The organism is Pseudomonas sp. MHK4, assembly GCF_054600775.1.
On record NZ_BAAIAK010000005.1, the window covers coordinates 327192 to 348063 of the forward strand.

Annotated in this window: 21 protein-coding genes; 16 read left to right on the top strand and 5 right to left on the bottom strand. The window is 62.2% G+C overall.

Going from position 1 to position 20872, the window contains the following annotated elements:
- Nucleotides 1–7: 7 nt before the first annotated feature.
- A complete protein-coding gene (locus ACYP2Q_RS15830; RefSeq protein ID WP_459731302.1) occupies nt 8–1810 on the bottom strand; it encodes an acyclic terpene utilization AtuA family protein in 1803 nt (600 codons plus the stop codon).
- 178 nt (nt 1811–1988) lie between these two features.
- Between ACYP2Q_RS15830 and ACYP2Q_RS15835 the strand changes: the two genes are divergently transcribed.
- The 3 genes from ACYP2Q_RS15835 to ACYP2Q_RS15845 all read left to right on the top strand — a co-directional run bounded on the left by ACYP2Q_RS15835 (nt 1989) and on the right by ACYP2Q_RS15845 (nt 4603).
- Nucleotides 1989–2612, top strand: a complete 624-nt coding sequence (locus ACYP2Q_RS15835; RefSeq protein ID WP_459731303.1) for a TetR/AcrR family transcriptional regulator — start codon at nt 1989–1991, stop codon at nt 2610–2612.
- Between the two features lie 94 nt (nt 2613–2706).
- Nucleotides 2707–3501, top strand: a complete 795-nt coding sequence (locus ACYP2Q_RS15840) for a substrate-binding periplasmic protein (RefSeq protein WP_459731304.1) — start codon at nt 2707–2709, stop codon at nt 3499–3501.
- Between the two features lie 97 nt (nt 3502–3598).
- Nucleotides 3599–4603, top strand: a complete 1005-nt coding sequence (locus ACYP2Q_RS15845) for a GNAT family N-acetyltransferase (protein WP_459731305.1) — start codon at nt 3599–3601, stop codon at nt 4601–4603.
- A gap of 60 nt (nt 4604–4663) precedes the next feature.
- Here the strand turns inward: ACYP2Q_RS15845 and ACYP2Q_RS15850 are convergent, their stop codons facing one another.
- Entirely contained in the window at nt 4664–4831 is a 168-nt protein-coding gene (locus ACYP2Q_RS15850) for a DUF2897 family protein (RefSeq protein ID WP_080943056.1), read from the bottom strand.
- Between the two features lie 377 nt (nt 4832–5208).
- Here ACYP2Q_RS15850 and kdpF point away from each other — a divergent pair, with 377 nt between their 5' ends.
- The 6 genes from kdpF (at nt 5209) to ACYP2Q_RS15880 (ending at nt 13202) form a co-directional block, all read left to right on the top strand.
- Nucleotides 5209–5298, top strand: a complete 90-nt coding sequence (kdpF, locus tag ACYP2Q_RS15855; RefSeq protein WP_007899818.1) for a K(+)-transporting ATPase subunit F — start codon at nt 5209–5211, stop codon at nt 5296–5298.
- Between the two features lie 8 nt (nt 5299–5306).
- Complete coding sequence (gene kdpA, locus ACYP2Q_RS15860) at nt 5307–7001, top strand: potassium-transporting ATPase subunit KdpA (RefSeq protein WP_459731307.1); 1695 nt, start codon at nt 5307–5309, stop codon at nt 6999–7001.
- A gap of 10 nt (nt 7002–7011) precedes the next feature.
- Complete coding sequence (gene kdpB, locus ACYP2Q_RS15865; protein ID WP_459731308.1) at nt 7012–9069, top strand: potassium-transporting ATPase subunit KdpB; 2058 nt, start codon at nt 7012–7014, stop codon at nt 9067–9069.
- A gap of 142 nt (nt 9070–9211) precedes the next feature.
- Nucleotides 9212–9757 (top strand): potassium-transporting ATPase subunit KdpC, encoded by a 546-nt coding sequence (gene kdpC / locus ACYP2Q_RS15870; RefSeq protein ID WP_459731309.1) that lies wholly within the window; start codon nt 9212–9214, stop codon nt 9755–9757.
- Nucleotides 9758–9803: 46 nt separating this feature from the next.
- Nucleotides 9804–12455, top strand: coding sequence for a DUF4118 domain-containing protein (locus tag ACYP2Q_RS15875; protein WP_459731310.1), 2652 nt, complete (start codon nt 9804–9806; stop codon nt 12453–12455).
- A gap of 48 nt (nt 12456–12503) precedes the next feature.
- Nucleotides 12504–13202, top strand: a complete 699-nt coding sequence (locus ACYP2Q_RS15880) for a response regulator (RefSeq protein WP_459731311.1) — start codon at nt 12504–12506, stop codon at nt 13200–13202.
- Between the two features lie 115 nt (nt 13203–13317).
- Here the strand turns inward: ACYP2Q_RS15880 and ACYP2Q_RS15885 are convergent, their stop codons facing one another.
- Nucleotides 13318–14358, bottom strand: coding sequence for a patatin-like phospholipase family protein (locus ACYP2Q_RS15885; RefSeq protein WP_459731312.1), 1041 nt, complete (start codon nt 14356–14358; stop codon nt 13318–13320).
- 217 nt (nt 14359–14575) lie between these two features.
- On the opposite strand from ACYP2Q_RS15885, the gene ACYP2Q_RS15890 reads away from it, so the two are divergent.
- The 3 genes from ACYP2Q_RS15890 (at nt 14576) to ACYP2Q_RS15900 (ending at nt 16694) form a co-directional block, all read left to right on the top strand.
- On the top strand, nt 14576–14854 hold the full coding sequence (locus ACYP2Q_RS15890) for a hypothetical protein (RefSeq protein WP_041069470.1): 279 nt from the start codon (nt 14576–14578) through the stop codon (nt 14852–14854).
- Between the two features lie 61 nt (nt 14855–14915).
- On the top strand, nt 14916–15674 hold the full coding sequence (locus ACYP2Q_RS15895) for a CHAD domain-containing protein (protein ID WP_459731313.1): 759 nt from the start codon (nt 14916–14918) through the stop codon (nt 15672–15674).
- Nucleotides 15675–15896: 222 nt separating this feature from the next.
- Entirely contained in the window at nt 15897–16694 is a 798-nt protein-coding gene (locus ACYP2Q_RS15900; protein ID WP_459731314.1) for an acyl-CoA thioesterase, read from the top strand.
- 13 nt (nt 16695–16707) lie between these two features.
- Here the strand turns inward: ACYP2Q_RS15900 and ACYP2Q_RS15905 are convergent, their stop codons facing one another.
- Nucleotides 16708–17073, bottom strand: coding sequence for a DUF962 domain-containing protein (locus ACYP2Q_RS15905; RefSeq protein WP_459731315.1), 366 nt, complete (start codon nt 17071–17073; stop codon nt 16708–16710).
- A 120-nt stretch (nt 17074–17193) separates the two neighbouring features.
- Nucleotides 17194–18675, bottom strand: a complete 1482-nt coding sequence (locus tag ACYP2Q_RS15910; RefSeq protein ID WP_459731316.1) for a methyl-accepting chemotaxis protein — start codon at nt 18673–18675, stop codon at nt 17194–17196.
- 177 nt (nt 18676–18852) lie between these two features.
- Between ACYP2Q_RS15910 and ACYP2Q_RS15915 the strand changes: the two genes are divergently transcribed.
- From ACYP2Q_RS15915 to ACYP2Q_RS15930, 4 genes are all read left to right on the top strand, one after another.
- Complete coding sequence (locus tag ACYP2Q_RS15915; RefSeq protein ID WP_459731317.1) at nt 18853–19383, top strand: hypothetical protein; 531 nt, start codon at nt 18853–18855, stop codon at nt 19381–19383.
- 82 nt (nt 19384–19465) lie between these two features.
- Nucleotides 19466–19657 (top strand): PLDc N-terminal domain-containing protein, encoded by a 192-nt coding sequence (locus ACYP2Q_RS15920; RefSeq protein WP_020796120.1) that lies wholly within the window; start codon nt 19466–19468, stop codon nt 19655–19657.
- Between the two features lie 86 nt (nt 19658–19743).
- Complete coding sequence (locus tag ACYP2Q_RS15925) at nt 19744–19977, top strand: hypothetical protein (protein ID WP_459731318.1); 234 nt, start codon at nt 19744–19746, stop codon at nt 19975–19977.
- Between the two features lie 220 nt (nt 19978–20197).
- Complete coding sequence (locus tag ACYP2Q_RS15930) at nt 20198–20542, top strand: ribonuclease E inhibitor RraB (RefSeq protein WP_007971898.1); 345 nt, start codon at nt 20198–20200, stop codon at nt 20540–20542.
- The last annotated feature ends 330 nt before the right edge of the window (nt 20543–20872 follow it).

Genomic DNA, 20872 nt, shown 5'->3' on the forward strand with positions numbered 1-20872 from the left:
CAATCCTCTAGTTGACCTGGTCGGCGATGCGCTGAGGCACCGGAATCTGGATTTCCAGCAACTGCTGGGCGAACGCCTTGCCCTGCGGATCGATCCGCAGGCTGGCCACGCCACCGCCACCCAAGGCGTTTTCCAGGAGGAAATTCAGGCTGTGGGTGGCGGGCAAATACCAACGCTCGACACGCCCGTGGATCGGGTCGAGGACGTGGCTCATCCAGTCGACGATCACCTCCGGGGTCAGGGCCTCGGCGATCCACGGCAGGTACTGCGGGTCGCGGGCCATGACGCCGATGTTGCTGTGGTTGCCCTTGTCACCCGAGCGAGCGACCGCGAGCTTGACCAGGGCGACGCTGGCGTCGGCCGGGCCCGAAGGCCTGGGTGGCTCGAACGGCACCGGCAAGTCGGCGCTGTCGAGCACATCGAGGGCGGGCAGGGCGCAAGGGTGGCGCTGGCCCATGAGATCAATTTCCAGCGTGCAGGCTTTTTTGTCGATCAGGAACGAAAACAAGCGGATCAGCGGATACACCGTCGGCCGTCCGCCGACGATGCCGGTCAGCCCCGGCGCCATGCCTGTGGCGGCCTGGGCGATTTCCCGGGAGAACAGGATCAAGGCCTGTTTGTGCGGATGGCGCACGGCGAGCTTGATCACCACTTCGCGGCTGTCCTGGCGCTGGCCGTGGGGGCCGTAGGTGGCTTCACTGCCGAGCAGCTCGATATTCACCTCGCTGTAGGGCGCCCAGCCGCGCTGGCTGAACATCTGCGAGGTCTTGTTGATGATCGCTTCACTGACACGCCGGGCCTTGTCCATTGCATCAATCCCGGCGATCAGGCAACTGGCGGTGCAGCGGAAGCCGTCCGGGTAGGTGGCACTGACCTTGTACTGGGCGGTGGGCGGCAAGCCCTTTGCGCCATGCACCCGGACCGCGTTGCGGCCTTGCTGCACGAGTCTGGCCTGGGTGAAATCGCAGACCACGTCGGGCAACAGGTAGGCCCGCGGGTCGCCAATCTCATAAAGCATCTGTTCGCCCACGGTCAGAGGCGAGACCAGTCCGCCGCTGCCTTCGGGCTTGCTGACGATGAACTGGCTGTCGGCGCTGACTTCAACGATGGGAAAGCCAATGTGCTCATAGTCGGGTACATCGCGCCAATCGGTGAAATTGCCGCCGGTGCATTGCGCGCCGCATTCGATGATGTGCCCGGCCAGCGCCGCCTGGGCCAGCTTGTCGTAGTCGTGCCACGACCATCCGAACTCATGCACCAGCGCGGCACTGACCACGGCGCTGTCAACCACGCGCCCGGTGATCACGATGTCCGCGCCCAGGCGAAGGGCTTCGACGATGCCGGGCGCGCCAAGGTAGGCGTTGGTCGAGACGCACATCGGCGGCAGGGGGACGCCACTGAACATTTCATGAATGCCAAGGTTGCTCAGCTGCTTGAACTGCGGTTGCAGGTCATCGCCCAGCAGGACGGCGATCTTCAGGGCGACGCCGGCCTTGTCGCAGGCCGCTTGCAGGGCCGCGGCACAGGCTTGTGGATTGACCCCGCCGGCATTGCTGATGACGCGGATCTTTTGTTCGGTGAGTTGGGGCAGCAGTGGAGCAAGGACTTCGACGAAGTCAGTGGCGTACCCGGCCTCAGGGGCTTTCATCCGTGCGCCCGCCATGATCGACAGGGTGATTTCGGCCAGGTAGTCGAAGACCAGATAGTCCAGGTGCCCACCTTCCACCAGTTGCGCGGCGGCGGTCGAGGTGTCGCCCCAGAAGGCGCTGGCACAACCAATGCGAATCGTTCTTGGCGCAGTCAACTCCATAACCACCTCCGGCAACAGTGCTTCGAGACTACCAAGCAAGCGCTTGGTTTGTAAACGGCTGAACTATCTTCTGCCCGAGCGCTTGCTTGGTCGTCGCCAGTTGCTTAAATTGCCAGCGCAACCCCAATGTTTTCGCGGGGAGCGTGGCATTGGACTGATCGACTGTAGGAGAGAACGGGTGGATGAGCAAAAAGCCTTGAGCGTCATGCGCGAGTTGGTCGACAGCGGGCAATTGACCGACCCCGACAGCGCCCGTGGCAAGCTGCTGCAAGTGGCGGCCCACCTGTTTCGCCACAAAGGCTATGAACGCACGACCGTGCGGGATCTGGCCGGTGCCGTGGGCATCCAGTCGGGGAGCATTTTTCATCACTTCAAGAGCAAGGACGAGATCCTGCGGGCGGTGATGGAGGAGACCATTCGCTACAACACCGCGTTGATGCGGGCCGCCATTGCCGAGGCGGGCGACGTGCGCGAGCGGGTGCTGGCGCTGATCCGCTGCGAATTGCAGTCGATCATGGGCGGCAGTGGCGAGGCCATGGCCGTGCTGGTCTACGAATGGCGATCGCTGTCCGAGGAGGGGCAGGGCAAAGTCCTGGCGTTGCGCGACATCTATGAGGACATCTGGCTGCAGGTGCTGGGTGAAGCCAAGAGCGCCGGTTTTATCCGCGGCGATGTGTTCATCACCCGGCGCTTCCTGACCGGGGCGTTGTCCTGGACCACCACCTGGTTTCGCGCCGGTGGCAGCATGAGCCTCGATCAACTGGCCGAGGAGGCCCTGATTCTGGTACTCGAGGGCAAGTAGGGCGGGTGTGCGGGTCGGCAGGAAACTGGCTAACTGGGCGAAACCGCCTAGCTTGAATGCATTGATGCAGTATTTCGGGGAGTGGGTTGTTTTGATGTCTTCGCCAATTCGGACGGCTTCGCGACTTTTATTGGCGGTGGTCGCGGCGTTATCAGTTCTGCCGACCCAGGCCGCACAACTGGTGCGCATCGGTGCCGCACACTTTCCACCCTACACGGTGCGCCCGGAATCCGGGGCCGACACCGGGCTGTTGCCGCAATTGGTCGAGGCCCTCAACACCCTGCAAAGCGACTACCGGTTCGTGTTGGTACCCACCTCCATTCCCCGCCGTTTCGGCGACTTCAAGCAAGGCCGGGTGGACATGGCGATCTTCGAAAACCCCGACTGGGGCTGGAAGGACATTCCCCATACCAGCGTTGACATGGGCCTGGAAGATGCCGAAATTTTTGTCGCGCAACGCCTGCCGGAGCGTCAGCAAAGTTACTTCAGCAACCTCAGCGGCAAGCGCCTGGCGTTGTTCAGCGGGTACCACTACGAGTTCGCCAACTTCAATGCCGATCCCAAGTATCTCGCCACTCACTACAACGCCACATCGACCTACTCCCATGACAGCAATCTGCTGATGGTGCTGCGTGGGCGCGCCGATGTCGCCTTGGTGACACGGTCTTACCTGAGCGACTACTTTCTGCGCAACCAGCAAGTCGCCAGGGAGTTGCTGGTGTCCGAGCGCGTCGACCAGATCTATCACCACTACGCCATTCTTCGCCCGGCCGCGCCGATCAGCGGCGAGGCCTTCGGCAAGTTGCTGCAAGGGTTGCGGGACAACGGCCAGATGCTGAAGATTTTCGACCCCTATAAAATTGCAGTCTTGCCGGCGCCAGCTAACTGAGCGGGCACCGCAGGTCGCGTATCGGAGGCTGTCGCTTAAATTTCCCGGCTCGGCTCACGTCAACCGATCACCTGTCGACGAATCGTGAGCCCGACCCATGTCCAATCCGAATGTCCTGCCTTTACCAAACGGCAGCCGTCTCGTAGCCGATGAAACCGAAACCGGACTGAGCCTGAGTCTTGAAGGCCAGCCGCTGATCCAGCTGAACCTGACTTGCGAGCCCGAGGTGCTGTTGCAATTGCGCGAGGGCACTCGACTGCTCGACAACCGAGCCGTCTGGGCCGCTTGCTACTGGATGTTCGCCCGTGACCCAGCCTGCAAGCATCTGGTCTGGCAACTGGATGAAGCGCCACCTGAAGCCTTGCTCAGCGGATTGTTGGTCGCTACCGAAACGGCCGGCCAGTACCATAGCGAACGCGCGCTGTTCTGGCAGTTGCCGCAGCCGTGGCTGGGGGACGCACTGACGGGCTGTTACCCGCAGCAGATGGTCATCAGCACCGGCAAGCGTCACCCGTTGCGCCCGCCGAAGCCAGGGGGCGAGGTGTATCGGCGTTTCGATGCCCGGCTGGGAGCCTGGATTTCCCTGCGCACCGTGGACATCGACAAGGATCTTGCGCGTTTCAATCGCTGGCAGAACAGCCCGCGAGTCGCAAGTTTCTGGCAGGAGCAGGGCAGTCTCGAGCAGCATCGAGAGTACCTGGGCAAACTCCAGGCCGATCCCCATACCCTGACCTTGATCGGGTGTTTCGACGATCAGCCGTTTGCCTACTTCGAAGCCTACTGGGCCAAGGAAGACCGCATCGCGCCGTTCTATGACGCGGGTGATCACGACCGTGGCATTCATATGCTGGTGGGGGAAGAACAGCATCGGGGGCCGCACAAGGTGGCGAGCTGGCTATCGGCGCTGGTGCACTACCTGTTTCTCGATGATCCACGAACCCAGCGGGTGGTCGCCGAGCCCCGTGCCGACAACGCGAAGATGATCGGCCACATGCAGGGACAGGGGTTTTATTGCCAGAAGGAATTCGACTTTCCACACAAGCGCGCAGCATTGATGGCGCTGGAGCGCGAGCGGTTCTTCGATCGTTGCTCGTTGACCTGAATCGGGGCAACCGCAGAAAAATCGTCCGAACGCCAAGCACGGATTCGGACGATTTCGCCGCTAGCGGTCCTGCGCTTCCTTGGCGTCCATTTCCGCATTGCGTTCGGCGACGCGTTTGCGCTGTTCATCGGTCAGCTCAACCTTGTTGGCGGTGTCGCGCAGCATCATCAGACCGCCAACGATAGAGCCAATGGCAACTATCAGAATCAACCAGGCATACCAGGGCATGGGACCTCCTTGAAAGCCGGTCGGCGGTCGAGGGTTTTCGCCTGCCGAACGTGCATACCACTTTGAGCGATTGGATTTCGCAGTGGTTCCATTCTATGCCTGTTCTGCTTCGATCACCCCTGCGATGTTGCCTGTTATGCCCCCTTCGCGAGCAAGCCCGCTCCCACAGGTTCTTGCAGTGTCTGGGGGAACGCATATCCCTGTGGGAGCGGGCTTGCTCGCGTAGAGGCCCACCAGGACAACGCTGTAACCAAGGCGTAAACCCACTCTTTACGCTTTCTTTATGCCCCGCGCGCGCCCTCGGTCTCGTTCCTTTACAGCCTCCCTGCCGACAATACCTCCACACGCGGCGCTACGCCGTAACACGGAGAACTTCCATGAGCGTTCTGGACGGAGTGTCACTGCTGCTGGCAGTGGGACTGTTCATTTATCTGTTGGTTGCGCTGTTGCGCGCGGACCGGAACTAGGAGCGGCTATGCACAGTTATGACTATTGGCTGATCCTGGCGTTTTTTGCGTTGGTATTGGTCCCGGCACCGTTCCTGGGGCGTTTCTACTACAGGGTCATGGAAGGCCAGCGCACCTGGCTGACGCCGATCCTGGGCCCTGTCGAACGCGGTTGTTATCGCCTGGCCGGCGTCGATCCGCAGGCCGAGCAGAGCTGGCAGAAGTACACCCTGGCCTTGCTCGCCTTCAACCTCGCCGGTTTCCTGTTGCTGTTCGCGATCCTGCTGTTCCAGGACCACCTGCCACTGAACCCGCAAAACCTCCCAGGCCAGGAGTGGACGCTGGCGTTCAACACCGCCGTCAGCTTCATGACCAACACCAACTGGCAGGCCTACAGCGGCGAAGCATCGCTGAGCTACCTGAGCCAGATGGTCGGCCTCACCGTGCAGAACTTCGTCAGCGCCGCCACCGGCCTGGCGGTGCTCGTTGCCCTGTGTCGTGGTATCGGTCGCAAATCCACGGCATCGCTGGGCAATTTCTGGGTCGACATGACGCGCGCCACCCTCTACGGCCTGCTGCCGTTGTGCCTGCTGCTGGCGCTGTACCTGGTCTGGCAGGGCGTGCCGCAAACCTTCGCACAGTACGTGAATGCGCTGACGATGCAGGGCGTCGACCAGGTGATCCCGCTGGGGCCGGCTGCCAGCCAGATTGCGATCAAGCAACTGGGTACCAACGGGGGTGGCTTCTTCGGCGTCAACTCGGCGCATCCGTTCGAGAATCCGACGGCCTGGAGCAACCTGTTCGAAGTGGCGTCGATCATCCTGATTCCCGTGGCGCTGGTGTTCACCTTCGGCCATTACGTCAAGGACCTGCGGCAGAGCCGCGCGATCATTGCCTGCATTCTCGCCCTGTTCCTCATCGGCGGCGCGACCTCGCTGTGGGCCGAGTACCAGCCCAACCCGAGCCTGGCCAACGTCGTCGTCGAACAGACCGCACCGCTGGAAGGCAAGGAGGCGCGTTTCGGTACCACGGCGACAGTGCTGTGGTCGGTGACCACCACGGCGGCCTCGAACGGTTCGGTCAATGGCATGCATGACAGCCTCAATCCGCTCAGCGGCATGGTCGCGCTGGTCAACATGATGGTCGGCGAAGTGATCTTCGGCGGCGTCGGTGCCGGACTCTACGGCATGTTGCTCAACGTACTGATCGCGGTGTTCCTCGCCGGCCTGATGATCGGCCGGACCCCGGAATACCTCGGCAAGAAACTGCAGGCCCGCGAGGTGCAGCTGTTGGTGGTGACCCTGCTGGTCATGCCGATCGGCGTGCTGGTCCTCGGTTCGATTGCCGCCAGCCTGCCAGGCCCCGTGGCCGCTGTGAGCAACCCCGGTGCCCATGGTTTCAGCCAATTGCTCTACGCCTACACCTCGGCGAGTGCCAACAACGGTTCGGCGTTCGGTGGCTTCGGCGCCAACACGGCGTTCCACAACCTGATGCTGGGGCTGGGCATGTTGATCGGTCGCTTCGGCTACATCCTGCCGGTGCTGGCTTTGGCCGGCAGCCTGGCGATGAAGAAGACCGCACCGATTGGCCAGAACAGCTTCCCTACCCACGGCCCGTTGTTCGTGACCCTGCTGACCGTGACCATTTTGCTGGTGGGTGGTTTGACCTTCCTGCCGACGCTGGCGTTGGGTCCGATTGCTGAACATCTGAGCATGGGCTTCTAAGGAATTCATCATGAATATGCCTGTAAGCAAAACCGCCGTCATCAAGGCGCCGGAACAACCAAAAACCGCGATCTCGGCCCTCTGGCGCCCGGCGCTGGTGCAAGCCTTCGTCAAGCTCGATCCACGGCAATTGCAGCGCGCGCCGGTAATGCTGGTGGTCGAACTGACGGCGATCCTGACCACCGTGTTGTGCTTCATTCCCGACACGGCGGTGCCGACCTTCGTCGCCGCGCAAATTGCCCTGTGGCTGTGGTTTACCGTGCTGTTCGCCAACTTCGCCGAGGCCCTGGCCGAAGGTCGCGGCAAGGCCCGCGCCGACAGCCTCAAGGCCGGTAGCGAAGGCTTGAGCGCCCGACGCAAGACCAGCAACGGCACCTTTGAGGTAGTGCCGGCCGCCAACCTGCGCAAGGGCGATGTGGTTCGCGTTGAAGCGGGGGAGATGATCCCCGGTGACGGCGAAGTGATCGAAGGCATCGCGGCGGTCAACGAAGCGGCGATCACCGGTGAATCGGCGCCGGTGATTCGTGAATCCGGTGGTGACCGCTCGGCCGTTACCGGCAACACACGATTGGTGTCTGACTGGCTGTTGGTGAAGATCACCGCCAATCCCGGCGAGTCGACCCTGGACCGCATGATCGCCCTGGTCGAAGGCGCCAAGCGCCAGAAAACCCCGAACGAAGTGGCACTCGACATCCTGCTGATCGGCTTGACGTTGATCTTCCTGCTGGTGGTCGTGACCCTGCAACCGTTCGCCCACTTCGCTAACGGCAGCCTGCCGCTGGTGTTCCTGGTGGCCTTGTTGGTCACGCTGATCCCGACCACCATCGGCGGCCTGCTGTCGGCCATCGGTATCGCCGGCATGGATCGCCTGGTGCGCCTGAACGTGATCGCCAAGTCCGGTCGCGCCGTGGAGGCGGCGGGGGACGTGCACGTCCTGCTGCTCGACAAGACCGGCACCATCACCTTCGGTAACCGTCGTTGCTCGGCGGTGTATGCCGCGCCGGGTGTGAGCAGCAAGGAACTGGCCGAGGGTGCGTTGTTCGCTTCCCTGGCCGACGACACCGCCGAAGGCAAGTCCATCGTCGAGTACTTGCGCGGCATTCATCCACAGCCCGAGCCGTCCGCCGAACTGCTGACAGCCGTGCCGTTCAGTGCCGAAACCCGCTTGTCCGGTGTCGACTATCAGGGCCGCGTGTATCGCAAGGGTGCGGTGGATTCGTTGCTGGCGTTCGTTGGCCTCAAACGCGCTGAGCTGGCTGCGGCGCTGTCCCGTGAAATCGACAAGATCGCCCAGAGCGGCGGCACGCCGTTGCTGGTCTGTGCCGACGGTAAATTGCTCGGCGCGATCCATCTCAAGGACGTGGTCAAGCCGGGCATCCGCGAGCGTTTCGCCGAGCTGCGCAAACTGGGGATCCGCACGGTCATGGTCACCGGGGACAACCCGCTGACCGCTGCGGCGATTGCCGCTGAAGCGGGCGTTGACGACGTGTTGGCCGAAGCCACGCCGGAGAAAAAGCTGGCGCGCATCCGCCACGAGCAAAACGACGGACGCCTGGTGGCCATGTGCGGCGACGGTGCCAACGACGCCCCGGCCCTGGCCCAGGCGGACGTGGGCATGGCGATGAACGACGGGACCCAGGCGGCGCGCGAGGCGGCGAACATGGTCGACCTCGACAGCGACCCAACCAAGCTGCTGGACGTGGTGCAGATCGGCAAGGAACTGCTGGTGACCCGCGGCGCGCTGACGACCTTTTCCATCGCCAACGACGTGGCCAAGTATTTCGCCATCCTGCCGGCCCTGTTTGCGGCGATCTACCCGCAACTGGGCGTGTTGAACGTCATGCAGCTGCACAGCCCGCAAAGCGCGATTCTCTCGGCGATCGTGTTCAACGCCCTGATCATCGTGGTGCTGATTCCGCTGGCATTGCGCGGTGTGCGAGTGCAGGCGGCGAGTGCGGCGGCGTTGCTGCGACGCAACCTGCTGATCTATGGGCTGGGCGGGATTGTCGTGCCGTTCGTGGGGATCAAGGCGATCGACATGCTGTTGACGGCGTTGCATCTGGTTTGAACAAACATCCCTCTGTAGGAGCTAGCTTGCTAGCGATGAGCGTTAACGATAACGCGTTCTGTCTGGATGAACGCAGTGCTCTCTGGTTCTTCGCGAGCAAGCTCGCTCCTACAGGTTTTTCTGTGAATTCGAGGATTTTGAAATGTCCACAATGATACGCCCGGCCCTGAGCCTGCTGGTCCTGATGACCCTGATCACCGGTGTCGCCTATCCCCTGGTAGTCACCGGTGTAGCCCAGGTCGCCTTCCCGGATCAAGCCAATGGCAGCCTGGTACGCGATGCTGACGGCAAGGTTCGCGGCTCATCACTGATTGCCCAGGATTTCGTCGGCGACGCCTGGTTCCACCCACGGCCATCGGCCGGTGCCTTTGCCACCGTGTCGAGCAGCGCCAGCAACCTGTCGCCGAGCAATCCGGCCCTGGCCACCCGGGTGATCGATGATGCCAACAAACTCCAGGTGCCAGGGCAGGGGCCGGTGCCATTGGCACTGGTCACCACCTCCGGCAGCGGCCTCGATCCGCACTTGCCACCGGCGGCGATTGCCTATCAACTGGCGCGTGTTGCAGCGGCGCGCAATCTGCCGGTTGCGACCCTGCAGAACCTGCTGGATGCGCATATCGAGCAGCCGTTGGTAGGCCCGCCCGTGGTGAATGTGCTTGAGTTGAACCTGGCGCTGGAAAAGCTGTAGATCAAAAGCTCGCACCCAAATCTTAAGTCGAACAAGGCAAAGACAAATGAGCGACTCCGGCCGCGCCGACGCGCTGTTAGCAGACCTGCCCCGCGATGGCCGTGGCCGGCTCAAGGTCTTTCTCGGCGCCGCGCCGGGTGTTGGCAAGACCTACGCCATGCTGCAAGCCGCCCACACCCAACTGCGCCAAGGCGTGAAAGTCGTCGTTGGCGTGGTCGAAACCCATGGCCGCGCCGAGACCGAAGCGTTGCTCAGCGGCTTGCCGCAACTGCCATTGGTGCGCTCGTCATACCGTGGCGTGGAGCTCGAGGAAATGGACCTCGACGGTCTGCTCGCAGCCAAACCGAGGCTGGTGCTGGTGGACGAACTGGCCCACACCAACGCCCCTGGCAGCCGTCACGAAAAACGCTGGCAGGACATTCAGGAACTGCTCGCCGCCGGCATCGACGTGTACACCACGGTCAATGTCCAGCACCTGGAAAGCCTCAATGATCAGGTGCGCGGCATCACCGGCGTGCAAGTGCGCGAAACCCTGCCGGACTGGGTGTTGCAGGAAGCCTACGAACTGCTGCTGATCGACTTGCCGCCACGGGAGTTGCTCGAGCGTCTGCGCGACGGCAAGGTCTACGTGCCGGAGCAGGCTCGGGCGGCGATCGATGCGTTTTTCTCCCAGACCAACCTCACCGCCTTGCGCGAACTGGCGATGCAAACGGCCGCCGCCCAGGTCGATAACGACCTGACCCAGGGTTATCGCCAGATGGGGCAAGCGGCGCCAACGGTGCGTGGTCGCTTGTTGGTCGGCGTCGATGGCGATGCCCAGGCCGAGCGCCTGGTGCGTCACGCCAGCCGGGTCGCCCAGCGTCGGCATCTGCCGTGGAGTCTGGTGCATGTGGATAACGGCAGCCTGCGTGACGAGCAGTCGCGGCTGCGCCTGCAAAGCGCCCAGCAACTGGCCGAACGCCTCGGCGGTGAAGTGGTGCTGCTGCGAGCCGGGGAGGTGGCGAAAACCCTGATCCAGCACGCCGCCGAACGCCGCGCCAGCCTGGTGCTGGTCGGCCAGTCGCGGCCGCGCCTGCGCCGTCGCCTGTTCGGTGGTGGCTTGGCGGCGCGCCTGCTGCGCAATGCCCGCGGCCTGGAAATCAACGTGCTCGACACCGAGCATGAACAGCATCAGCCACGCCAGCGTTCGATGCAGTCGCTGGTCTGGTTCGACTACGCCCTGGCCGTGGTGGCGACGCTGTTGGCCAGCGCCCTGGCCTGGGCGGTGGCGAGCGTGCTGCCGTTGCCGAACATCTCGCTGGTGTTCCTCGCCGCCGTGTTGCTGGTGGCGGTGCGCAGCAGTCTGGGCCCGGCACTGGCCTGTGCGGCGTTGTCGTTCCTGACCTACGATTTTTTGTTCATCCCGCCGAATTTTTCCTTCAGTATCCAGCGCGAAGAAGACGTCCTGACCTTGCTGTTCTTCCTGCTGATGGCGGCCCTCACCGGCAACCTCGCGGCACGCCAGCGCCGGCAATTGCAGGCCCTGCGTGACACCCAGGAAGAGACCAGCGAACTGCTCGACCTGTCGCGCAAACTCACCGCGGCCACCGACCGTCAGGCCGTGGTCAGCGCGGCGGCCCAGCACCTCAACGGCTGGAGCGATGTGCAAGTGTGCCTGCTCAACCGCGACGGCCAGAGCGGCTGGAAAGTCGAAACCGGTGGCCCGCTGGAATTCACCGAAGCCGAACGTGCCGCCGCCGACTGGGCCTGGCAACACGATCAACCGGCAGGCGCTGGCACCGGGACGTTGCCGTTCGGCCGTTGGTGGTGGTGGCCCTTGTCGGTGGAGGACGGTCCGCTGGCGCTGCTCGGTGTATGCGCGAAAGAGGGCCAGACCTTGAGCGGCCAGCGTCGGCGTCTGTTGACCGCATTAAGCCAGCCCCTGGCCCAGGCACTGGCTCGTGCACAATTAGCCGACGACCTGGAAGCCGCACGGTTGCACGGCGAAACCGAGCAGCTGCGCAGTGCCTTGCTGGCGTCGGTGTCCCACGATCTGCGCACGCCTCTGACCTCCATGCGCGGCAGCATCGATAGCCTGCTGGCCCTCGGCGAGGCCATTCCACTGGAGGATCGCCGTGAGCTGCTGGAAGGCACCCGCGATGAAGCCGAACGCCTGGATCGCTACATTCAGAACCTGCTGGACATGACCCGCCTCGGGCACGGCGCGTTGAAGCTGGCGCGGGACTGGGTGTCACCGGCGGACATCGTCGGCAGTGCGCTCAATCGCCTGCGCGCTGTGCTGGCGCCGTTGCAGGTCAGCACTGAAGTGCCGGGGGAGCTGCCGCTGCTGTTCGTGCATGCGGCGCTGATCGAACAGGCGCTGATCAACGTGCTGGAAAACGCCGCGCGGTTTTCGCCCGTCCATGGCCGCCTGCAATTGCGTGCCTGGGCGGACGACACCGAGCTGTGTTTCTCGGTGAGTGACGAAGGACCGGGGATTGCGCAGGACGAGCGGGAGAAGATTTTCGACATGTTCTACACCGCCGCCCGTGGCGACCGAGGCGGGCAGGGCACCGGGCTGGGCCTGGCGATCTGTCAGGGCATGGTCGGCGCCCATGGCGGGCGGATCAGCGTCGCCGATGGCATCGAGGGGCGCGGCACCTGCATCACCCTGTACTTGCCGTTGCAGGCGCAACCAGGCTACGAAAGTGAAGCCTGATCGCGCTTGCGTTACTCTCTTGTCACTTCTTTGTGTTGATGTGAATCCATGAGCCAGACCGCGACCATTTTGGTCATCGACGACGAACCGCAGATCCGCAAATTCCTGCGCATCAGCCTCGCTTCCCAAGGCTACAAAGTGCTGGAGGCCGCCACCGGTACCGAAGGTCTGGCGCAGGCGGCGTTGAATAAACCGGACTTGCTGGTGCTCGACCTCGGCCTGCCGGACATGGACGGCCAACAGGTGCTGCGCGAGTTTCGCGAGTGGTCGACGGTGCCGGTGCTGGTGCTCTCGGTGCGTGCCGGTGAAGGGCAGAAAGTCGAGGCACTGGACGGCGGTGCCAATGACTACGTGACCAAGCCATTCGGCATCCAGGAATTCCTGGCGCGGATTCGCGCGCTGTTGCGCCAGGCCCCGGTGGGCGAAGCCCAGCCAGCGGCCCTGACCTTCGGCCCGCTGAAGGTGGACCTGGCCTATCGCCGGGTCTTGCTCGATGGCAGCGAAGTCGCGCTGACCCGCAAGGAGTACGCGGTGCTGGCGCAACTGGCGCGACATCCCGGACGGGTCATCACCCAGCAGCAACTGCTCAAGGACATCTGGGGGCCGACCCATACCGAAGACACGCATTACCTGCGGATCGTGGTCGGGCATTTGCGCCAGAAACTGGCGGATGATCCGATGCAGCCCAGGTTCATCGTGACCGAGGCGGGGGTGGGGTATCGGTTGATGAGTGAGGGCAGTCTTTAGATATGTATTGTCTGGACCGGCCTCTTCGCTGGCAAGCCAGCTCCTACAGGTAGCGCTGAAACCTCTGTAGGAGCTGGCTTGCCAGCGAAGGGGCCCGCACATTCAATCGAGAACCTCAGGAATCGCGCTCATTCTCATACCGGTCCAGGGTATCGCGCGCAATCTCCCGCCCCAGCGCGATCAACTCCGGCGCCTTGTAGAACTCGAAAAACCGGCACACCCGCTTCGGCACGTTGATCAGGATATCCGGCGGATACCCGGCAATCTTGTATTGCGCCAACGAGGTCTGCATCACCTCGAAACTCTGGTTGATCAAATCCAGCAGGGACGCCGGCCCCACGTTGTCGATGATGAACGAGCCGGTGGCGGACTTCGGCGCGCCGTCCTGCTCTGGCGCGGCCGCCGGTTGTTGGGCTTGCGGCTTGGCCGACTCGACCCAGGGGTTGATCTCCGCCGCTTCGGCCAGCAGCGCTTCCTTTTCCAGCAGCAGCAATTGTTCGGCCTGCTTGCGCCGGAACGGCATCTTCGAACCGAGGGAGTTGATCAGGCTGTCGAAGCGGGTCTTGAACGCGGCCGGGCGCTGGATCACCGGCAGTTTGTAGTGACGCTGGTTGGTGGAGTTGAGGTTCACCGCGATGATCAGGTCGCAATGGCTCGACACCACCGGCACGATCGGCAAAGGGTTGAGGATGCCGCCGTCGACCAGCATGCGATTGCCCTGCATCACCGGCGTAAACAGACTGGGAATCGCCGCCGAGGCACGCATGGCCTGGTGCAGGCAGCCTTCCTGGAACCAGATTTCCTGCTGGTTGGTCAGGTCGGTGGCCACCGCCGTATAGGGGATGCGCAGGTCTTCGATATTGATTTCACCCACGATCTTGCGGATCTGCCCGAAGACTTTTTCCCCACGAATTGCCCCCAGACGAAAACTGACGTCCACCAGGCGCAGCACGTCGAGGTAATCCAGGCTCTCGATCCAGTCGCGATAATCGTCGAGTTTGCCGGCGGCGTAGATCCCGCCGACCACCGCGCCCATGGAACAACCGGCGATACAGGCGATATCGTAGCCACGCCGTTCGATTTCCTGGATAACGCCGATATGGGCATAGCCCCGGGCTCCACCCGAGCCCAACACCAGTGCGACACGCTTTTTCATTGATCGCCCTCGTTTGAATGGTTCAACAATGCACCCTTCGAGGGGCGCGCTTCAATCGTCAGGTCGTTGGGTCGCGCGAACGGGTCGTTTTTTCGACACTCCGGGTGGCTGATGGGTATTCTCGCACCGCAGGGTTTGCGTTGGCGATGAACGGCACTTTTTGCCCGTCAGACCGTCCTATCTGCATGACTGTCTACCTATATTTGAGGTGTAAGAAATGAAAGCCTGGATCTGCGTGCCACTGATTGCCCTGGCACTGGCCGGTTGTGCCGGCAAAACCGCTTATCGCGACAGCTGCGGCAGCCAGCTCGATGCCGCGTGGCATGAGCTGGACCTGGCCAAGGCCGAAGGTTTCGCCGGCACCGTCAGCTACTCCAAGGCGTTGTCGCTGCTGACCGCGGCCAAGACCCAGCAGCAATTCGAAGGCTTCGAGGGCTGCTCGAAAAAGGCCGAAAAGGCGCGTTTCTATATTCGTGAGTCGCGCGCGGGGCGATAGAAGCAGCTACAAGTAATAAGCTGCAAGCTTGATGCTTGCAGCTGTTTACGGAGTAAACCCCATGATCGATCGGCTGGTGGCTCGCGTCCTGGGCCTGGAAATTCGTCTGCTGGCCTGTCAGGCACGCTTGAGTGCCCATACCGACCCTGAGGCCTTGCACGACTTGCGCACCACGATGCGCCGGTTGCGCAGCCTGTTGCGGCCCTTGCGTGGCTTGCCGGGGGTGGAGCAGCTGGAAGTGGCGGCATCCGCGGTTGGCGACTTGAGTACGCCATTACGCGATCGCGAAGTACTGGCGGCTTACTTGCTTGAGCACGATCAACCGCAAGCCGCGCAACGACGCATGGACCAGATGGCCAAGGCTTATCCAGCGGTAGCGACCAGTACAGAGCTTGCGCAGCTGCTGATGATCCTCGATGCCTTCCCGCGATTTTTACGTGCCGCCCAGCGCCAGGGGTTGCTCAAGGGACTCGGCAAGCGCATCAAAAAACGCCTGGGCAAACAGTGGAAGAAACTCGACACCGCCCTGCACGATCCCGCCCATGACCGTCATCGTTTGCGCCTGTTGATCAAGCGCGTGCGTTACGGCATCGACGCCTATCCCGAACTGGATCGCCTGCCCAAGGCCACCATGCCCCGATTGAAAGCGGCCCAGGGCGCTCTGGGGGACTGGCACGACTGTGTGCAATGGCTGGCCATGGCCGAGCAGGAGGCGGATTTGCAGCCCTGTGTCGCCGCCTGGCAAACCACCATGGCCAAGGCCGAACAGCGCGCAGACCGGGTGCTGGACAAGCTCGGCGCCGACTGTTTCAAATCCTGAATCCCCACGCCCCCCTGTAGGAGCGAGCTTGCTCGCGATGGACTCAAGGGCACCGCGTACATTCAGGATGAACGCGTTATCGTTGACGTTCATCGCGAGCAAGCTCGCTCCTACAGGGGCACAGGCGGCTCATCTGTCAGTCAATTTGACCGGAATAGGCACTGTACAGCCTCGGTGAGCTGGTTAAGATCCCGTCATCTTTTTCCTTTTATCGAGGTCTTCATGCGCTTTTGCGATCTGCTCGACGCTGTCCGCCGTCAGCCCCTGGAACTGTCGATCCCGGCCGGATGGGCGCAAGGGCGTGCCAGTTTCGGCGGCCTGGTGGTTGCCCTGCAATTCGAAGCCATGCGCGCCAAGGTGCCGGCGGACCGGCCCGTGCGCTCGCTGGCAATCACCTTTGTCGGCCCGGTCGAACCCGACGTGCCAGTCAGTTTTGAAGTCGATGTACTGCGCGAGGGCAAGGCTGTCAGCCAGGTGCTGGGCCGGGCGATGCAGAAGGGCCAGGTGGTGACCCTGGTCCAGGGCAGCTTCGGCGCCTCGCGTCCATCGCAAGTGAAGGTGCAGGCAGAGCCAGCGCCAGAGATGAAGCATTGGGACGAATGCCAGGAACTGCCTTTCATCGAGGGTGTGGTCCCGCAATTCATGCAGCATCTGGCGATGCGCTGGAGTGTTGGCGGGTTGCCGTTCACCGGCAATACATCCCGTCAGATGGGCGGCTGGGTGCGCTTGCGTGGCGATGTGAAGGAAGAGCCGGTCACCGAGGCGCATATCCTGGCGCTGGTGGATGCCTGGCCACCGGCCCTGATGCCGTTCCTCAAGCAACCAGCGATGGGCAGCACGCTGACCTGGACCATCGAATTCGTCCAGCCGTTACTGCAGCTCAGCACCCTGGACTGGTGCAAATATCTGGTTGAAACCGAACACGCCACCGACGGCTACGGCCATGCCGCGGCGAAGTTGTGGGACGGGGAAGGGCGGTTGATAGCCATGAGCCGGCAGACGGTGACAGTGTTCGCCTGATCAGTTCGCCTGATCAATGACGACGGTGGCGCTCACGCCAGGCGCGCCACCAGCCGCCACTGAGAAAAAATCGCGGGAAGGTCAGGAATTGCTCGACCAGCAAGCGCGAAACCGCGTCTTTACGATCGCTGAACGGCTCGGCGGCTTGCGCCTCCAGGGTATGGCCGTGACGTTGCAAGCCCAGTGCGGCGATCACGCCGATGACGCCGATGGCGAAGTTCGCCAGGTTCAGGCCGAACACCCCGCTGACGATCAGCAGGAACGCGACGATGAACAAGGGCACGGCGATCAGGTGCAGCACCAGGTTGGTCGGGTGCTGGTGATTGTTCGGGTAGGCGCGCCATTGCCAGGCGGGAAGGTTGGGGTGACGTTTACCCATGATGCTGATCCTCGATCCATGTTGAACTCATGAACCAAGGATAGGCCCGGTCAATGCAGGCGGCGAATCAAGCCTGACTATCGAAGCGATAGCGCTCATCGTCGTTGTCGATGCCGCCCGTTATAGCTTGAGCTGCCCGATCGCCTTGCTCAACTGACCCGCCAACGCCGCCAGCTCATCACTGGTGGTGGCCGAGCTGACGGTCTGGCGCACCGTGTTCTCGGTGACGTCGCGGATGCTCACCACCGCGCGGTTCATCTCTTCGGCTACCTGGCTCTGTTGCTCGGCCGCCACGGCGATCTGGGTGTTGCTTTCACGCATCTGCGCCACCGCCCCGGTGATTTGCGCCAGCGCGGCCCCAGCCTCCTGCGCCTGCTGTACGCATTCGTCGGCCTTGAACGAACTCTCCTGCATGAAGTCCACCGCATCGCGAGTGCCCGATTGCAACGCGGACACCATCACGGTGATTTCATCGGTGGAGGTCTGCACGCGCTTGGCCAGGTTGCGCACTTCATCGGCGACCACCGCAAAGCCACGGCCCATTTCACCGGCGCGGGCCGCTTCGATCGCCGCGTTCAGCGCCAGCAGATTGGTCTGCTCGGCGATGCTGTGGATCACATTGACCACACCGTTGATCTTATGGCTGTCCTCGGCCAGGCGCTGGATCATCTCGGCGGTCTGCTGCACGCCTGTAGACAGTCCGGCAATCGATCGCTGCACGCGCATGACCACTTCCTGCCCGCTGCCGGCCAAGGTGTCGGCAGATTGCGACAGGTCCCGGGTGGCACCGGCGTGCTGGGCGATGTGATAGACGGTGGCGGTCATTTCATTGATGGCCGTCGCCGCCTGATCGGTTTCGCTCTGTTGGCCCAGCATGCCGTGACGCACTTCATTCATGCTCGATGCCAGGCGTGCGGCGCCGTCGTCCAGTTGCCGGACCGTGCTGGCGACGGTGCTGACCACGCGTTGGTAACCGGCCTGCATGGCGTTGAACGCGTTGGCCATCTGCCCGACTTCGTCGCTGCAGGTCAGCGGGACGCGGGCCGACAGGTCGCCGGTTTTTTCGACGTGAAGCATCACGTCCTTCAAGGTATTGAGCTGGCTGAGCAAAAAACGGATCAACAACTGTGAGGCGCCGAGCATCGCCAGCATCAGGATGAACACCGCCACCGCATAGTTGGCAGCACGTTCGCCAAACACCTGGAAGAGACTCGGGCCATGGGCAATCAGCGCGACCCGCTGGCCATCCGCGCGGGTGAAGACTTCGGTGCCGATCGGCAGGTTGTCACCAAAATACGGCAGCGCATCGATCTCGACCCAGCCGTTTGCATCGGCCAGTGCCTGCAGCGGTTGACCGTTGAGCATCGGTGCCTGGCCCTGCTCGAAGGTCAACAGATGCTCGGCCCTGGGCAGCGGCTGCCCGGCAGGCCAGTCGGCGAGCCATCGTGCCTGGGCCTGGGCTGACGCCTGGGCGGCGTGGCTGCGGGCCTGTTGTTCGAGGTGCACGGCATAAAACACCAGCAGCAGCGTGGTGACGAAGGCGACGGCATTGACCGCCCAGAATTTGTACTTCAACGAGATGTTGCTAAGCCAGGCACCCATGGAGGTCTTCTCTGATAGCGGAAACAGTTTTGGCAAGGTGCCATTATTGTGCCGCTACTGTTCGGCTGAGCGCTTGATGTGGGTCAAGATAACGAGCCATGCTTGCACGCCGCCATCCCGGGGCGTAATGCGCTATCCTGCGCGCCCCCAAAATTGACTTGCTACAGGATCCGCCCCATGAAAGCCGCACTCATCGAACTCATCAGCAACATCAGCTCCGGGTGCATGGGTGATGACGAAATCGAAAAAGTCGCTGACGAAGCGGCCCAGGCTTACGCCGACCCAGCGGCTTTCCTGAGCGCCAACCCGGACATCAACTACGACGACACTTTCCCGATCCCGCTGGGTGAATGGGTGGTCGTTGGCAGTCTGCCCGAGACCGTGCTGTTCCAGGCCGACACCTATGTGGACCTGTTTGCCCAGATCGTCGCCTCGTTCGGCCCGGGGGTGGAGTTCAATCTCAAACCCAAGCAGTTGGCCAAAACCGAAGCCTTGACCGCGCTCAATCGCATCCAGGTGCAAATGAGCAGCCTGAACAAGGAAAACGGCGGTTACACGCTGATGAACTTCAGCCAGTTGCTGGACGATGAGCTGCAAGTGGTGCTGGTCTACGGCAATGCCGTGCCGCGGGTGCTGGAATTGTGCGCCGAAGTCGGCATCGCCGCTGCGCCCTCGCTGGAAGCCTTGAAAGTCGCGATCCACGTCTGAACCGGTAATGCTGTCAAAAAAAGGGAACCCTGGTCACGGCCGGCTATCCTAAGAGGGCAACTCACTCTTCGGGAGCGTCATCATGGGTTCCACGTTCAATAGCCTGGTTGGCTTGATCATTCTTGCCTTGGACATCTGGGCAATCATCAACGTGCTGAAAAGCGGCGCCGAAACCGGGATGAAGATCTTCTGGGTGCTGTTGATCCTGTTGCTGCCGGTTCTGGGCCTGATCATCTGGGCCATCGCAGGGCCGCGAGGAAATGTGCGCATCTGAAGCAGAGCACTCGCCGGAACATTTGCCCGGCGTCCAGGGTCGAGATAGGTGTAGGCCCATCAATGGGTTTTATCGAGGAGGCACCGATGCAAAAGTGGAAAGTCACTTTCGTGGATGATCATGGTGAAGTAATCGACGAAGTCTTCGAGTGCGAGGAGTGCCCGGATCACGAGAAGGCCGCCACTCTCATCAAGGAACGGCTCTTTCCTGTGGCCGCCAAACTGGATCTGAACGATCTGGAGGGGCGAACCTCCGATGCAGGCGTGAAAAACCTGAAGACCCAGAATAGTATCGAAATCCGCAGCATTACTCCCATCTGAACCACTTCTCGTCATTGACCGCAGTGAAACCAGGCCTTGGCAGCGCCTCTATCTTGGGGCTACTCTGCAATCGAGATCAGCGAATGGATCGCTAAGGTCTGGTCTTGTCAGCTCCATGCTTGTTTCCCATCGGCATCTGGTTGTCGATTCGTGCGTACCCTTTGGGTTGCGCACCCTGGGAGTACGGAAAGTCTATCCATCAGTTTGAGGAGGACGTTTCATGAGCACAGCCTATCAAGAAGACATCAGCAGCAGTGTGCTGCGCCGCATGAAAGAAGGCGGTTTTGACTTTTCCCGGTTCCATCCCATCGAGTTCTACGCCATTTTCCCGGACGAGGAGCGGGCACGCAGGGCGGCAGGTCATTTCCACCGTGGTGAATCCCTGGATGCGCAAGTCAGTGTGCGCGACGATGGCGCCTGGGCGCTGGAGTTGTGCAAGGTCATGTATGCGACCTACGATGACATTGGCGATTTCGAACAGGGTTTCGAGGCAGTGGTCGAGCCTCTGGGCGGCATTATTGAAGGCTGGGGTGTGAAACAGGAGGTACGAGGGCGACTCGCATAATCTTATGAACAGTGACACTCGGCAATGACGGCTGACCTTCGGGTTGGCCGTTTTCGTTTGTGCCGATGGGGAATTGAACACGGCTTTGTAGGAGCCCGGCTTGCCGGCGAAGGCGTCCCCGAAGAACGACGCATGACCTAATGACGCCTTCGCCGGCAAGCCGGCTCCTACAGACTATGCTAGTGATGGGCGACAACAACGCCTTGCAATGAAGCGGGGGCAGTCAGGTTGGGGCATTTGCCGCACAGGATTGGTGCGGTGCTCGCGCAGCGATTATCCAACCGATTGAAATCTAAGCGTTTCTGCCGATGGCACGGGCCTTGCGAAGGC

Bases quoted from the DNA above. Each gene is read 5' to 3' on its own strand.
- ACYP2Q_RS15905 (WP_459731315.1), bottom strand. From the start codon at position 17,073: ATGGGTAAACGTCACCCCAACCTTCCCGCCTGGCAATGGCGCGCCTAC.
- ACYP2Q_RS15895 (WP_459731313.1), top strand. From the start codon at position 14,916: ATGATCGATCGGCTGGTGGCTCGCGTCCTGGGCCTGGAAATTCGTCTG.
- ACYP2Q_RS15910 (WP_459731316.1), bottom strand. From the start codon at position 18,675: ATGGGTGCCTGGCTTAGCAACATCTCGTTGAAGTACAAATTCTGGGCG.
- ACYP2Q_RS15925 (WP_459731318.1), top strand. From the start codon at position 19,744: ATGCAAAAGTGGAAAGTCACTTTCGTGGATGATCATGGTGAAGTAATC.
- ACYP2Q_RS15845 (WP_459731305.1), top strand. From the start codon at position 3,599: ATGTCCAATCCGAATGTCCTGCCTTTACCAAACGGCAGCCGTCTCGTA.
- ACYP2Q_RS15840 (WP_459731304.1), top strand. From the start codon at position 2,707: ATGTCTTCGCCAATTCGGACGGCTTCGCGACTTTTATTGGCGGTGGTC.
- kdpB (WP_459731308.1), top strand. From the start codon at position 7,012: ATGAATATGCCTGTAAGCAAAACCGCCGTCATCAAGGCGCCGGAACAA.
- ACYP2Q_RS15915 (WP_459731317.1), top strand. From the start codon at position 18,853: ATGAAAGCCGCACTCATCGAACTCATCAGCAACATCAGCTCCGGGTGC.
- ACYP2Q_RS15930 (WP_007971898.1), top strand. From the start codon at position 20,198: ATGAGCACAGCCTATCAAGAAGACATCAGCAGCAGTGTGCTGCGCCGC.
- kdpA (WP_459731307.1), top strand. From the start codon at position 5,307: ATGCACAGTTATGACTATTGGCTGATCCTGGCGTTTTTTGCGTTGGTA.
- ACYP2Q_RS15890 (WP_041069470.1), top strand. From the start codon at position 14,576: ATGAAAGCCTGGATCTGCGTGCCACTGATTGCCCTGGCACTGGCCGGT.
- kdpC (WP_459731309.1), top strand. From the start codon at position 9,212: ATGTCCACAATGATACGCCCGGCCCTGAGCCTGCTGGTCCTGATGACC.
- ACYP2Q_RS15875 (WP_459731310.1), top strand. From the start codon at position 9,804: ATGAGCGACTCCGGCCGCGCCGACGCGCTGTTAGCAGACCTGCCCCGC.
- ACYP2Q_RS15885 (WP_459731312.1), bottom strand. From the start codon at position 14,358: ATGAAAAAGCGTGTCGCACTGGTGTTGGGCTCGGGTGGAGCCCGGGGC.
- ACYP2Q_RS15830 (WP_459731302.1), bottom strand. From the start codon at position 1,810: ATGGAGTTGACTGCGCCAAGAACGATTCGCATTGGTTGTGCCAGCGCC.
- ACYP2Q_RS15900 (WP_459731314.1), top strand. From the start codon at position 15,897: ATGCGCTTTTGCGATCTGCTCGACGCTGTCCGCCGTCAGCCCCTGGAA.
- ACYP2Q_RS15880 (WP_459731311.1), top strand. From the start codon at position 12,504: ATGAGCCAGACCGCGACCATTTTGGTCATCGACGACGAACCGCAGATC.
- kdpF (WP_007899818.1), top strand. From the start codon at position 5,209: ATGAGCGTTCTGGACGGAGTGTCACTGCTGCTGGCAGTGGGACTGTTC.
- ACYP2Q_RS15920 (WP_020796120.1), top strand. From the start codon at position 19,466: ATGGGTTCCACGTTCAATAGCCTGGTTGGCTTGATCATTCTTGCCTTG.
- ACYP2Q_RS15850 (WP_080943056.1), bottom strand. From the start codon at position 4,831: ATGCCCTGGTATGCCTGGTTGATTCTGATAGTTGCCATTGGCTCTATC.